A 13,649-nucleotide genomic window follows, 5' to 3' on the forward strand; every position below is an offset into this window, starting at 1 on the left:
TGCCGGTGCGCGAGCTGGCCCGCGCCACCGTCGGCGCCGCCTCGCTGGCCGCCGCCGAACTGCTCGCCGCCCGCCGCGGCGAGTCCGCGGCGCCCCCGGTGCGCGTCAGGGAGGGCGCCGTCGCCACCGCTTTCGTCAGTGAGCGGCACCTGCGCATCGACGGCCGCCACTCGGCGGGCTTCGCGCCGCTGTCCCGGTTCTGGCCCGCGGCGGACGGCTGGGTGCGCACGCACGCGAACTACCCGCACCACCGGGCCCGGCTGCTGCGCTCCCTGGGCGTCGAGGACATCGGCGACGACGGCAAGCTCGTGGCCCGCATGGCGAACCTCCTCGCCGGGCTGCCCGCCGAGGAGATCCAGGACCGGGTCTATGCGGGCGGCGGGCTGGCGGTGCGCGTCGCCCCCTCCCCGGTCGCCCGGACCCTGCCGCTCGTGGAGATCGACGGTCCCGGGCACGGCGACGGCCCCGGTGGCGACGCCCCGGTCACGGGGCACGCGTCACGGGCGAACGGCTTGAACGGCGCGCACGACTCGCACGACTCGCACGACACGAACGCCTCGCACGCCTCGCGGGAACCCGGCGGACCGCGCGAGGCACGGGACCGGACGCTCCCTCCGGCCGCGCTGCCCGCGCAGGGGGTGCGCGTCCTCGACCTGACGCGGGTGATCGCCGGGCCCGTCGCCACCCGCACGCTCGCGCTGCTCGGCGCCGACGTGCTGCGGATCGACTCGCCGCGCCTGCCGGAGACGCCGGAGGCGCACGCCGAGACCGGCCTCGGCAAGCGCTCCGCGCTGCTCGACCTGGCCGCCTCCGCCGATCGCGCCGCCTTCGACCGGCTCCTCGCCTCCGCCGACGTGCTCGTCACCGGCTACCGTCCCGGCGCCCTCGACCGGCTCGGGCTGGCCGCCGACGACGTGCTCGCCCGCCACCCCGGCCTCGTCGTGGCGCAGCTGAGCGCGTGGGGCTTCAGTGACGTGGGGGCCTGGGCGGGCCGGCGGGGCTTCGACAGCCTGGTGCAGGCCGCCACCGGGATCGCGGCGCTCGAGGGGGACGAGGACGGCAACCCGGGAGCGCTGCCCGCGCAGGCGCTGGACCACGGCACGGGATACCTGCTCGCCGCGGCCGTCCTGCGGTGTCTGACCGTGCGCCGGGCGACGGGCGCGGGCGCCCGCGTACGGCTGTCCCTCGCGGGCACCGCGCAGTGGCTCCTGCACGGCATCGCGCCCGATCCGCTGCCGGGTCCGGCGTACGTCGCCGACCAGTACGTCACCGAACCGCCGGCCCCGGGCACCGGCGTGCGCCACGCCCTGTCCCCGGTGCACTACGACGGCTCCCCCGCCGACTGGAACCATCTGGCCACGCCCTGGGGTTCGGACACCCCGAACTGGCTGTGAGACGAGACGCGGCCCCGGATACCGTCGGGGTCATGGCGGGGACGAGTGGGGGAACGGGCCGACCGGCGGACGGCACCGGCACGCCCGGTGACGGCGGCAGCGATGCCGGGGCGCGCGAGGGCGCCGGTACGCACCATGGCGGCGACACCGGCAGCGACGCCGGCAGCAGAGGTGGCAGCGACCACGGCGGCGCGGCGCGCGTCCGTGGTGCCGGGGATCCCCGGCAGCGGGACTGGACCGGCCGGCCCGCCTGGTTCGTCCTCAACGAATCGGGCGCCCTCCTCGTGGAGTTGGCGGCCTTCGCGGCTCTGTGCTGGTGGGGCCTGCACGTGGGCGGTCCGTTGCCCGCCGTGGCCGTGACGCTCGCCGCGATCGTGGTGTGGGGACTGTTCGCGGCGCCGCGCGCCCGTTTCCGCGTGCCGGCCGGCGCCGTGCTGGCGGTCAAGGCCCTCGTCCTCGGCGGAGGCGCCCTCGCGCTGTGGCCCGTGGGCCACCCGGTGTGGGCGATCGTGCTGGGCGCCGTCGTCGTCGTGAACACCGGACTCGCGCAGGTGTCGCGGCGCACGCTCCCGGCGCCGGCGGTCCCGGCGTCCGCCGACCCGGGCACCGGCGACGGGCCCCGGGGCACCGCGGCCTGACGGGGCCGCGGCACGCCACGGCGTCACGGGACGACGGACGGCGTCCGGTGGATGTCACCCGCGGCCTGGCAGAGGCGGGCCCCCGTGCCGCCCCAGCGCAGGGCGACGATCTCCGCGGCTATGGACACCGCCGTCTCCTCCGGCGTCCGGGCCCCGAGGTCCAGGCCGATCGGGGACGCGAGCCGTGCCAGGTCGGCCTCGTCGGCGCCCTCCGCGCGCAGCCGCGCCGTGCGGTCCTCGTGGGTGCGCCTGCTGCCCATCACGCCGATGTAGGCGGCGGGCGTGCGCAGCGCCTCCAGCAGCAGCGGCACGTCGAACTTGGGGTCGTGCGTCAGCACGCACATCACCGTGCGCTCGTCGACCTCGGTCCCCGCCAGGTACTCGTGCGGCCAGGCCCGCACGACCTCGTCGGCGTCGGGGAAGCGCTCGCGCGTGGCGAAGGCGGGACGTGCGTCGCACACCGTCACTCGGTAGCCGAGGAAGGCGCCCATGCGTGCCGTCGCCGCCGCGTGGTCGATCGCGCCGAAGACCAGCATCCGGGCGCGCCGGTTGAAGGACTGCACGAACACGGCCACCTCGTCCATCCTTCGCTGCCCGCGGGCGCCGTAGTGCCGCTGGTCCGTCGAGCCGCGTGCGAGCAGGCCGCGGGCGTCGCCGTCGACCGCCGCGTCCAGCCACGGGTGCCCGCCGAGCGTCCCGGACGCGTCGCCCGCGTCCACGAACCGCTGCGCGCCGAGCGTCGCCGCGCCGCCCGTCACGGTCGCCACCGCGACCGGCGCGCCCGCCGCGACGCGGCCCAGGGCGGCCGAGAGGGCATCTCGAGCCGGACCCGCCGCGTACGGCACGATCAGCACGCTCAGCACTCCGCCGCAGGTCAGCCCGACGGCGAACGCGTCGTCGTCGGAGATGCCGTACGTCCTGATGCGTGGCGCACCGCCCGCCAGCGAGTCGAGTCCCTCCTCGTACACCGCGCTCTCCAGGCAGCCGCCGGAGATGCTGCCGAGCACGCGCCCGTCGGCGGTCACCGCCATCACGGCGCCGGGGCCGCGCGGCGCGCTGCCGCGCACGGCGACCACGGTGGCCAGCGCGAACGGCGTATCGGAGTCGATCAGTTCACGCAGCTGCGGCAGGATCTCACGCATCGGTGCCTCCTCGGGGGCGGCGGGCGCGGCCTAGGAATTCGCGGGTGACGGGGGTGTGGTTGTGTGGGACGCGACGGCGGAGGGCGACGGCGATGGCGGTGACGGCGTGAGGGACGAGGGCGCGGCCGGGAGCGGCCGCGGCGGTGGCACCGGCGGCGGGGGCGACGCGCCCCGGGCGGCCGGGCAGGGCGCGGACACGGACGCCGGTACGGTCTCGGGCGGCGGCGCCGGGGAGGCGGACGCCGGGTGGGTCCGGGACGTGCTCGACCGGCCGGGGCTGACGGCCGGCGAACGCGAGATCCTGCGCGTCCTCGGCCGGGAGGACGATCCCGGCAGCGTCGGCTCGCAGATCGTCGTGTCCCTCGGCGCGTCCATCATCGAGGGCCGGATGCGACCGGGGGACGACCTCAACTCGGTCGATCTGGCGCGTCGTTTCCGCAGCAGCAGGACGCCCGTGCGGGAGGCGCTCGCCATCCTGGAACGGGAGGGCCTGGTGGAGATCGCCGCGCGCAGGCGGCCGCGTGTGCGGACGCTGGGCCTCGCCGAGGTCAGGGAGATCTACGAGCTGCGCGCCGAACTGTACGGGCTGGTCAGCCGGCGGATCGTGCTGCACTGCCCGGACCGCGGGCTGGACGAGCTGCGGGCCGCCCAGGCGGAGCTGGAGTCCGCCGCGGCCGCCGCCGACCTGGAGCGCTACTTCTGGCTGGTCGTCGGCTTCCGCAACATGGAGGCGCGGCTGGCCGCGAACGAGACCGTGCGCGGCGTCCTCGACTCCGTCGGCATCAGGACGCTCCAGCTCCGCCACCTCAGCCTGTCCCTGCCGGGCCGGGTCGAGACGTCCGTGGGCGACCACCGGCGCCTGCTGAAGGCGTACGTGGACCGCGACGCGGACCTCGCCTCCGCCCTCACGCGGTCGATCGTGCGCCGCGGGCTCGCGGCCGTGGAGGGCTCGGGCTGGACGGGCTTCTCCGGCTGAGCGCACCGCGCCCGCAGGCCGTCCGCCCACTGCCCCCGCGCCGCCCGATGGGCCGCTCCGCCGCTGTCTGCGGCCGCCAGCCCGCGGGGCGGCTCCGGCCGCCGGATCCCCCGGCGCACGGCCGCCGCCTGCCGCGCCTCCTTCCTCCTTCGGCGCTCCGGCCGCCGCCGGGCCCCGGGCCGCGCTCACGGCTGCCCGCCGCCGCGGCCGGGCCGGCGGGGGAAGAGGCCGGTGGCGCCCAGCAGCCGGGCCCGGTCGGCGTCGTCCAGCTTCAGGGCGTCGAGCGCGGCCACCGGCTGGTCGGCCCGCATGGGGAACGGGTAGTCGCTGCCGAGCACCACCCGGCCGGGCGCCGCGAAGTCCAGGAGGTGGCGCAGGGCGTCGTCGTCGTGCAGGACCGTGTCGAACCAGAGTCGGCCGGCCAGTTGCCGCGGGCTCCGCGTGCCCCGGGCGCGCACGGGCGGCGGGGCCGCCGTGAAGCCCCGCTCCAGGCGGCCGATCTGGTACGGGACGAAGCCGCCGCCGTGCACGAGCAGGACCCGCAGCCCCGGGTGGGCCTCCAGCACGCCACCCAGCAGGAGCGCCGCCGCGGCGAACGTGGTCTCCGCGGGGTTGCCGACCAGGATGTGCAGGAACAGCCGACGCATCCGCTCGGGCACGTCCAGCTCGGCGGGGTGCACGATCACCGGCACGTCGAGGTCCTCCGCGGCCCGCCAGAACGGCGCGAGCGAGGGGTCGTCCAGCCCGCCGTCCCCTACGCGGGCGCCGATCTGCACGGCCTCGTGGCCGAGTTCCGTGACGGCGCGCCGCAACTCGTCCGCGGCCAGGGCGGGTGCCTGGAGCGGGACCGCCGCGGCGATGCGGAAGCGGTCGGGGTGCGCGGCGCGCAGCGCGGCGGCGGACTCGTTCTGCACGCGGGCCAGCCACAGCCCGTCGTCGGGGGGCAGTTCGTATCCGGCGAGGTCCATCCACGGCGCGACGAGCTGCACGTCGACGCCGGCCGAGGCCATCCAGGCGAGGCGGGCGCCGACGTCGCTCAGCGGCGGGATCAGGGGCAGGCCGCTCGGCCGGCCGCCGACCTCGACGCGGGTCACCTGCCCGCCGCCCGCCTCCCGGGTCACCAGGCGCACGCCGTGTGCCGCGCCCTCGTCCCGGATGCGTTCGACGGCGAGGGCGCCGACGTGGTGGGCGTGGACATCCACAACGGTGCCGCCGGCGCCTCGTGTGCCTGCCGTGGTCCCCGCGGTCACGACGCGCTCCCCTCGCCGGTCAGCGACCGGCCGGTGAGCTGCTCCAGGGCCGTGACCACCACGTCCGGGTTCTCCAGGGGCGTCAGATGGCGGGTGCCCGGCACGACCGTGGCCGGTCCGTCCCCGATCCGCTCGGCGAGGTCGCGCGCCATGGCGGGCGGTGTGGCCGTGTCGTCCTCCCCGACGAGCACCCGTACCGGGTGCGGGACGCGGGTCGCGCGGGCGCGCAGGTCGGCGGCGCCGAGCATCGCGCACGTCGCCTCGTACGCGTGGATGTCGTTGGCGGTGAAGACCGCGGTCAGCCGTTCCATCAGCGCGGGCTCCGCGGCGCGGAACGCGTCGCCGAACCAGCGGGTCAGCTGGAACGGGATCAGCGCGCCGAGCCCCTCGCGGCGGGCCTTTCGGGCCCGCCCGGCCCAGTCGTCGGGGGCCGTGGGCCCGTACCAGGCGGTGGTGTCGACGAACAGCGCCCCGCGCGTGCGTTCCCGGTGGCGCGCGGCGAACTCCTGCGCCACGCAGCCGCCCATCGAGCAGCCCGCCACGACGGCGTCCGGCCAGCCGAGATGGTCCAGCAGGTCGGCCAGGTCGTCCGCGAACTGCGACGTGGTGTAGGGGCCTTCGGGACGCCCGGAGCGGCCGTGGCCCCGGCAGTCGTACGCGAGCGTCTCGGCCGCGCCCGCGAGCCGGTCCCCGACGCGTGACCACAGCGACCGGTCGAGGGCCAGGCTGTGGACGAGGACGACGCGCGGGGCGCCTGCCGGCGCGGGGGTGTGCGTGTAGGACAGGGTGACGCCGTCGCGGGTGCGCGCCTCGCCCTCGGTCCCCGTGTCCGCGGTGGTCATCGGTCTCCTCCTGCGTGGTGCCCGGTGCCCCGGGCGCGGTGCGCCGCCTCGGTGAGCGCGCGCCGCGAGAACTCGCCGATCATGCGGGTCTTGTAGGCGGCCGAACCCTTCACGTCGTCGTAGGGACGGGTGCCGGATGCCGCCGCCCGCGCGGCCTCCTCGACCAGGTCCGCGTCGAACCGCCCGCCCAGCAGCCCGTCGAGGGGGACCGCCACCGGGCCGCCCTCGACCGAACCGACGGCGAGCGAGAGCCGGGTGGCGCGGCCTTCGCCGTCGAGTCCGACGACGGCGGCGACATGGACGCACGCGTACTCCCACACGCCCCGTACCAGGTACTTGCGGTACGCGGAGCCCGTGGCGGCGCCCCGCGGGCGGGTCGGCAGGGTGACGGCGACGAGCAGTTCGCCGGGGCGCAGCCCGCCGTCGGCCGCGGGCCGCAGCGCCTCGGGCACGCTCAGCGTCCGGCTGCCGCCCCGGGCCGCGCGCACCGTGAGGTCCGCGCCGAGCGCGGTGAGCGCGACGGGCGGGTCGTGGGCGTCGTCATGGGCGGCGATGTTCCCGCCGAGGGTCACGAGGCGGCGTATGCGCCCGGTCGCGACGGAGCCGCACGCCTCGGTGAACACGGGCCAGACCCGCGCGATCGCCGCGGCCTTGGCACAGTCGTCGAGCGGGGTGGCGGCGCCGACGGTGATCCGCCCGTCGGGGCCGGTGCGGACGCCCGCCAGTGCGGGCAGGCCGGCCACCGGGACCAGCGTGCTGGGGCGGTCCGGGGCGCGGTGATGGCGTGCCAGGGTGTGGCCGACGCCGCCGCCGAGCACCGCGGCGCCGTCCTGTGCGAGGAGCGCGAGCGCCTCGTCCAGGGAGCGCGGGACGGCGAGGGCGACGGGCGGGCGGGGTGCGGGGGCGCCGCCGCCGCTGCCTGCTTCCGCTGCGAGGGTCGTCATCGTGCCTCCTGTGTACGGGAGTCGGGCCCGCGCCCGGCGTCCGGCGCGGACGCGGAGCCGTGCGGCGCGGACGCGGGATCGCGCGGTGCGGGCGCCGCGTCGGGTTCGGGGGCCGACGAGCGGGCGTCCTGCGCGGTCGGGTCGGCGGTGTCCGGCGGGGCACCCTGCGCGCTCATGCCCCAGAACACCTTCTCGGCGGTGATGGGCAGCTCGTGCACCCGGACCCCGACGGCGTCGGCGACCGCGCTCGCGATGATGGACGGCACCGGGTCGAGGGAGATCTCGCCGACGCCCTTCGCGCCGAAGGGGCCGGTGGGCTCGTAGGAGTCGGCGAACCCTATGTGCAGCTTCCGGGGCATGATCCCGGCCGTGGGGAGCTTGTAGTCGCCGAAGTTGGGCCGCCGCGGGCCGCCGTCGCGCCAGCTGAAGCGCTCCGTGACGGCCATGCCGAGGCCCTGCGCGATCCCGCCCTCGACCTGGCCCTCCGCCAGCGGCGGGTTGAGGACCGTGCCGCAGTCGACGACCGCCGCGAACTCGGTGACGGTCAGGGCGCCCGTCGCCGGGTCAACCTCCACCTCGGCCGCCTCCGCGGCGAAGTTGTAGGCGCCGGACTCGTTGCCGTAGCGGGACTGGTCGGGGAACTCGGAGGGGTTGTCGAACGAGCCGATGCCGATGACGGGTTCGCCGTCCGGCCGGTACAGCTCGGCCCGCACGACCGTGCCGACGGGCGAGGACACCGGGTCCCCGCCGTCCGGTCCGGCGGGCCCGTGCACCACGCCGTCCGCCACCCACAGCTGGGAGGCGGGCCGGCCCAGCTGGCGGGCGGCCGCTTCGAGGAGCCGCCCGCAGGCCTGCTCGGCCGCGCGTTTGACGGCGTTGCCCGCGACGTAGGTGACCCGGCTGGCGAGCGCGCCCAGCGCGTGCGTCGTCAGATCCGTGTCGGGCCTCGACACGGAGACGTCGGCGACGGCCAGGCCGAGTTCGGCGGCGGCGATCTGCGCGAGGGTGGTGCGGGCACCCGTCCCGATGTCGCCCTCGCCGACGATGACGGTGGCGCGGCCGTCCTCGGTGAGGCGGACGATCGCGGAACTGCCGTCGTAGTCGCCGAAGCTGCGCCGGCCCGAGACATGGACGCTGACGCCCATCGCGAGGCCCCGGTTCGGGGTGGGGTTCGCCCGCTTGCCGGCCCAGTCGATCGCCTCTGCGGCCTTGGTGATGCACTGCTTCAGCTCGCAGCTGGTGATCTTGTGGTTGTGCGGGGAGACGCTGCCGGACTCCACCGCGTTCAGCAGGAACAGGTCGGGGACCTCGATGCCCAGCTTCCCGGCCGCGAGGTCCCACGCCTGCCCGACGGCCCAGTCGGCGGACGGGTTGCCGAAGCCGCGGAACGCCCCGGTCGGCACGAGGTTCGTGTACACGAGGCGCGAGTGCGCGCGCACCGCCCGGTAGTTGAACAGCGCGTCGTGGCGCACGGTCGCCGCGCCGAGCACGGCCTGCGCCTTGCCGGTGTAGGCGCCGTTGTCCGCGATCACCTCGATGTCCTTCGCCGTGACCAGTCCGGAGGCGGTGAAGCCGAGCCTGACGCGGTAGCGCATCGGGATCCGGGGGCGGCTCGCGAGGAACTCGTCCTCCCGGGTGTTGACCAGTTGTACGGGCCTGCCGGTCCGCCGGGCCAGGATCGCGCAGATCACGGACGTGTTGTCGTCGCCGGACTTGCCGCCGAAGCCGCCGCCGATCTCGGTCTGCACGACCCGCACCGCGCGCAGGGGCAGGCCGAGCGCCGTGGCGTAGCGCTGCCGGGCGAGGAACGGTGTCTGCGTGTTGACCCACATCGACACACGGTCCCCGGCCCACTCGGCGGTGCAGCCGATGGTCTCGATGGACGCGTGCCACTGCCTCGCGGTCTCCCAGACGCCCTCGACGACGACGTCGCTGCGCTCGAACCACGCGTCGGCCCCGCCGCGGTCGAAGGAGAACTCGTGGGCCACGTTCCCCTCAGCGTCGTCGTGCACGAGCGGCGCGCCCTCGGCCAGTGCCTCGTCGAGCGACAGCACGGCGGGCAGCGGCTCGTAGACGACCTCGATCAGCTCGCAGGCCCGCCGCGCGGTCTCCAGGTCGCGTGCGGCGACCGCGGCGACCTCGTCCCCGATGTACCGGACGCGGTCGAGTGCCAGCGGGTACAGGTCGGGGCGGAAGGCGCCCCATTTCACCCGGGCCGTGTCGGCGCCGGTGATGACGGCGTGCACCCCCGGCAGCCGTTTCGCGCGCGAGGTGTCGACGGAGACGACGCGGGCGTGGGCGTGCGGCGAGCGCAGGACCGCGCCGTACAGCATGCGCGGCAGGCGGGTGTCCGCCGCGTACGTCGCACGTCCGGACACCTTCTCCAGCGCGTCGATGCGCTCGACGGGGCTGCCGATGAGCGGCGGCAGGACGGCCCTGCCGAGGTCGAGGGCGGAGGACGGCAGGCCGGTAGCGGGCATCTCGGTGGTGGACATCAGCGCTCCTCCTCGCGGGCCCCGGCCCCGCCGGGGTCCGGGTTCGCGGCCCCGGACGCGACGGCCGCGCGGGCGGAGTCGAGGATCTTCACGTAGCCCGTGCAGCGGCAGTAGTTCCCGTCGACGGTCTCCCGCAGCCGCTCCTCGTCCGGCGCCGGGTCCTCGTCGAGCAGGGCGCGCAGCGCCATGATGTGGCCCGGTGTGCAGAAGCCGCACTGGAACCCGGCCTTGTCGACGAAGGCCCGCTGCACGGGGTCGAGCCCCTCCGGGCCGCCGAGGCCCTCCACCGTTTGCACGTCGCGGCCCTCGACGAGGCCCGCCATCTGGAGGCAGGACGGCACGGCCCGGCCGTCGACGACGACCGTGCAGGCACCGCAGTAGCCGATCTCGCAGCCCGACTTCGTGCCGGTGAGCCCCAGGTCGTGGCGGAGCACGTCGAGCAGCGGTGCGCCGGGGTCCTGGACGTGGACCTCGACGTCCTCGTGGTTGAGGCGGAAACGCAGGGGTACGGACATTGCCTTCTTCCTTGCCTGGTCTCGTCGGTGCGGTTCGTCGGGTGTGCGTCGCAGGGGCTCGCGGAGCGCCGGTTCCCTCCGCTCGGGCGGGCCGGATGCCCGCCGGGGGCCGGGCCGGTGCCGGGCGGGGCCGCGCGAGCCGCTGCCCGCCGTCAGGGCTCCTCCCCCGTCCAGCCGGAGCGCTCTATGGCGGCGAGGCCGCCGCGCACCAACGACTGGGTGAGCGCCGAGGCCAGATCCGCGTCCTTGTCCTCGTAGGCGCGCAGCAGCCGCGCGTGGTCCTCGACGGAGGGGCCGAGCCGGCCCGGCTGCGACAGGCTGAGGTGGCGCAGCTGGAGCGCGCGCAGCCCGAGGGTGTCGAGGATGCGCCGCAGGGTGGCGTCGCGGGCGATGGCCGCCTCCGCGTTGCGGAACTGGACGTTGACCCAGAAGTAGCGGTCCACGTCGTCCTCCGCCGCGGCGGCCTCCAGCGCGAGCTGGTGGCCGCGCAGGAGTTCCAGGTCCTGCTCGGTGGCGACCCTGCACACGGAGTGGCTGACCACCGCGTACAGCTCGGCACGCAGGTTGTACAGCTCCCGGACCTCGCTGATCAGCAACCGGGCCACCCGCGGCCGGCGGCGCGCGGTGATCTGGACGAACCCCTCCCGTTCGAGCACGAGGAGCGCCTCCCGCACCGGCGTGCGGCTGCTGCTGAACGTGCGGGCCAGCTCCACCGAGTTGAGGTCGTCGCCGGGCGACAGCCTGCCCTCGATGATCTCCGCCGCGACGGCGACCGCTATCTCGTCGGCGATGCTGGTGCCGGTGGTGCCCCGGTTGAGCATCCGCGTCAGCTCGTGCCTGCGGGCGGTGTCCCCGATGGTCGGGTACGCCGGGCGGATCGGCACCGTGTTCACCGGGGACCGCCGAGGACGTCGGGCCAGCGCCTCATGACCCGGTCCATCAGTTCCGCGCCGGACTCGGCGACCTTCGGGAACGAGGCGAGCCTGTTCCAGGGCCGGCACGCGTCGATGACGGCACGGGTGTTGAACGGCGCCGCGCCCTTCTCCCGCAGCGGGTCGACCCGGCTGCCCCAGGTCTGGCGCATGGTCTCGATGTCGTCCGCCGGGTCCGTGCGCGTGCACATCGCCCACACCACGTCGCTGAGGCTGCGCGGGTTGACGTCGGCGTCCACGACGACCACGAACTTGTTCATGTACGCGGCGGCCGGCAGCTGTGCCGTGAGGTAACCGGCCTGGCGCGCGTGGCCCGCGTAGCGCTGGTCGACGGCGACGGCGAGGAGTTGGCGCCCTCCGCCCGCCTCGTGGGCCCAGACGCCCTCGACGCCGGGCAGGCCGGTCTGGATCAGCGCGTCCTGGATCATCGCGGACTTCATCACGCTGCGCATGTACGAGTAGTCGTGCGGCGGCTTTCCCGGGGGCGCCCCGAGCAGGATCGGGTCGTCACGGTGGTAGATCCGCTCGACGTCGAGCGTCAGCACCGCTTCGGTGCCGCCGCTGTAGTAGCCGGTCCACTCGCCGAACGGGCCCTCCTGCTCGCGGCGGTCGGGGTACAGCCAGCCCTCGACGGCGATCTCCGCCGTCGCCGGGATCGGCAGTCCCGTGACCTCGCCCCTGATCACGTCGACGGGCCTGCCGAGGACCGCGCCCGCGTATTCGAGTTCCGAGATCCCCGCCGGGACCTCCGTACCGGCGACGACGAGCAGCAGCGGGTCGTGGCCGAACGACGCCGTCACGGGCGCCCGGCCCTCGCGGGCGAACCACTCCCGCACGTGCGCGGCTCCGTGCTTGCCCGCCTCGATGTTGACGCTGGCGGCGCGCCCGCCGTTTTGCACCTGCATGCGGTAGGCGCCCGCGTTCAGCACTCCCGTGGCGGGGTCCGTGGTGAACACGGCGCACCCGGTGCCGATGTAGCGCCCGCCGTCCGCCTCGTGCCACTGCGGCACGGGGAAGGCGAGCAGGTCGGCTTCGCCCGCCGCCGTCACGTTCTCCTTCACGGGGCCCGTCGGCACCTCCCGCACGGGGTAGCGTCCGGCGTTGGCCGCCCACTCGCCGGGCTTGCTGCGCAGTGCCTCGACGAGGGCCCGGTCGTCGAGGTCCGTGCCGAGCCGGAGCGTCAGGCCGAGCCGGCGGGCGTTGCTCATGGAGGCGGTCAGCACGCGCTGCCCGCTGCGGTACCCGACGATGTCGTCGAAGAGGAGCGCGGGCGGGGAGGGCCGCCGGTAGTTCGCCTCGGACGCGGCGCCGATCTCCTTGTCCCAGTGCGCGCCGCCGATCGTCGTGACCTCGCCCAGTTTCCCGGCGAGCTCCAGCCAGCTCCTCAGGTCGTCGATGTCGTCAAGTGACGTCATGCCACCCGCCTTTCCTCTCGTCACCGGATTCGTGCCCTTCCGCCGTCGAGCGCCGCCGCGCGGGCGCGGCTCATCGGTAGAGCGAGTCGATGAATCCGGACGCCTTCAGCTTGTCGACGTAGGTGTTGTCGACGAACACGTCCGTGTCGGCCGGCATCGTGCCCACGCCCTTGGCGACGGTCGCGGCGAACGAGTCGTGGACGAGCCGGGGATCGACCCTGGGGTCCTTGGCCCACAGCCGGTCGAAGAAGTCGTAGGAGTACTCGGCCAGTGCCTTGTTGTCGACACCGCTGTGCTTCATGATGCTGCGCACCGCCGCTTCCCTGTCGTTGTGCAGCAGGGCCAGGCACTCCGTCTCCGACTTGGTGAAGGCCGCGACCGCCTTTCCGTTGGCGGAGAGGTAGTCGGTCTTCACCGTGTAGGCGTTGGCGGCCGTCGGCAGGTCCGTGAAGTCCATGATCTTCTTGAAGCCCTTCTGCCGGGTCTTCGTGCCCGTGGGGGGCTGGGTGACGATCGCGTCGACGGCGCCGTTCTCAAGGGCGGACACCTCGGCCGGGCTCGACTTGAGGTAGATCTTCTGGACGTCCTTCTGGGACCATCCGTTCTTCTTCAGGAGCGCGTCCACGGCCGCGTCGCCCAGCGAACCGGGCGAACTGAGCCCGATCTTGCGGCCCTTGAGGCCGTCTCCCGGTTTCAGCGACTTCCTGCCCCACATCTCCATGTAGTAGCGGTTGATCGGCAGGGCGATGTAGCGCAGGTCGACGCCCTTCAGATTCATCGCGCCGGCCGCCGTGGCGGTGGTGGCGCCGACCCCTATCTGCACACTGTTGCTGACGAGGGCGGCCACGAGCTGCGACGAGCTGTTCAGCAGTGTGATCTTGACGTCGAGCCCGTTCTTCTTGAAGATCCCCTTGTCCTCGCAGATGTACAGGTCCGAGTAGGCCGCTCCGATGGCGGTGTAACCGATCGTCATCTTCATGCTGGACGGCTGGACCGACGCGTTTCCGGAGACCGCGCAGCCCGACGCCGTCAGCGCGAGTGCCGCCATCAGCGGGACGGTGAGCCTCAGGGCGCCGCGGGGGCGCCGCGGGAACAGTGGCATGCGG

The 13,649-nt window shown here is 75.0% G+C and carries 12 protein-coding genes; 3 read left to right on the forward strand and 9 right to left on the reverse strand.

Translation table 11 applies throughout. The features are described from left to right. Both L1885_RS03220 and L1885_RS29085 read left to right on the forward strand, forming a co-directional pair. Nucleotides 1-1,394, forward strand: a 1,394-nt coding sequence (locus L1885_RS03220; RefSeq protein ID WP_308117268.1) for a CoA transferase, incomplete at its 5' end; no start/stop codon positions are given. Nucleotides 1,395-1,426: 32 nt separating this feature from the next. Further along, nucleotides 1,427-2,032 carry a YrdB family protein gene (locus L1885_RS29085; protein WP_308117269.1) on the forward strand — a complete coding sequence of 202 codons (606 nt, stop codon included), beginning with the start codon at nt 1,427-1,429 and terminating at the stop codon, nt 2,030-2,032. Nucleotides 2,033-2,055: 23 nt separating this feature from the next. Here the strand turns inward: L1885_RS29085 and L1885_RS03230 are convergent, their stop codons facing one another. Next, complete coding sequence (locus L1885_RS03230; protein ID WP_235795415.1) at nt 2,056-3,174, reverse strand: XdhC family protein; 1,119 nt, start codon at nt 3,172-3,174, stop codon at nt 2,056-2,058. Between the two features lie 55 nt (nt 3,175-3,229). Between L1885_RS03230 and L1885_RS03235 the strand changes: the two genes are divergently transcribed. After that, a complete protein-coding gene (locus L1885_RS03235; protein WP_235795416.1) occupies nt 3,230-4,150 on the forward strand; it encodes a GntR family transcriptional regulator in 921 nt (306 codons plus the stop codon). 185 nt (nt 4,151-4,335) lie between these two features. Here the strand turns inward: L1885_RS03235 and L1885_RS03240 are convergent, their stop codons facing one another. The 8 genes from L1885_RS03240 to L1885_RS03275 form a co-directional block, all read right to left on the reverse strand. Then, complete coding sequence (locus L1885_RS03240) at nt 4,336-5,400, reverse strand: amidohydrolase family protein (RefSeq protein ID WP_235795417.1); 1,065 nt, start codon at nt 5,398-5,400, stop codon at nt 4,336-4,338. Continuing rightward, complete coding sequence (locus tag L1885_RS03245; RefSeq protein WP_235795418.1) at nt 5,397-6,242, reverse strand: alpha/beta fold hydrolase; 846 nt, start codon at nt 6,240-6,242, stop codon at nt 5,397-5,399. Before L1885_RS03245 ends, L1885_RS03240 begins: the two co-directional genes overlap by 4 nt. Beyond that, nucleotides 6,239-7,186 carry an FAD binding domain-containing protein gene (locus tag L1885_RS03250; protein ID WP_235795419.1) on the reverse strand — a complete coding sequence of 316 codons (948 nt, stop codon included), beginning with the start codon at nt 7,184-7,186 and terminating at the stop codon, nt 6,239-6,241. The genes L1885_RS03245 and L1885_RS03250 overlap by 4 nt, the downstream gene beginning before the upstream one ends. After that, on the reverse strand, nt 7,183-9,681 hold the full coding sequence (locus L1885_RS03255; RefSeq protein ID WP_235795420.1) for a xanthine dehydrogenase family protein molybdopterin-binding subunit: 2,499 nt from the start codon (nt 9,679-9,681) through the stop codon (nt 7,183-7,185). The genes L1885_RS03250 and L1885_RS03255 overlap by 4 nt, the downstream gene beginning before the upstream one ends. Next, nucleotides 9,681-10,196, reverse strand: coding sequence for a (2Fe-2S)-binding protein (locus L1885_RS03260; RefSeq protein WP_235795421.1), 516 nt, complete (start codon nt 10,194-10,196; stop codon nt 9,681-9,683). Before L1885_RS03260 ends, L1885_RS03255 begins: the two co-directional genes overlap by 1 nt. Nucleotides 10,197-10,348: 152 nt before the next feature. Next, nucleotides 10,349-11,080 (reverse strand): GntR family transcriptional regulator, encoded by a 732-nt coding sequence (locus tag L1885_RS03265; RefSeq protein ID WP_235795422.1) that lies wholly within the window; start codon nt 11,078-11,080, stop codon nt 10,349-10,351. Between the two features lie 5 nt (nt 11,081-11,085). Further along, nucleotides 11,086-12,543, reverse strand: coding sequence for a UbiD family decarboxylase (locus tag L1885_RS03270; RefSeq protein WP_235795423.1), 1,458 nt, complete (start codon nt 12,541-12,543; stop codon nt 11,086-11,088). A 70-nt stretch (nt 12,544-12,613) separates the two neighbouring features. Beyond that, nucleotides 12,614-13,645 carry an ABC transporter substrate-binding protein gene (locus L1885_RS03275; protein ID WP_235795424.1) on the reverse strand — a complete coding sequence of 344 codons (1,032 nt, stop codon included), beginning with the start codon at nt 13,643-13,645 and terminating at the stop codon, nt 12,614-12,616. Between the last annotated feature and the right edge of the window lie 4 nt (nt 13,646-13,649).

The organism is Streptomyces fuscigenes, assembly GCF_021556455.1.
GTDB classification, from domain to species: Bacteria; Actinomycetota; Actinomycetes; order Streptomycetales; family Streptomycetaceae; genus Streptomyces; species Streptomyces fuscigenes.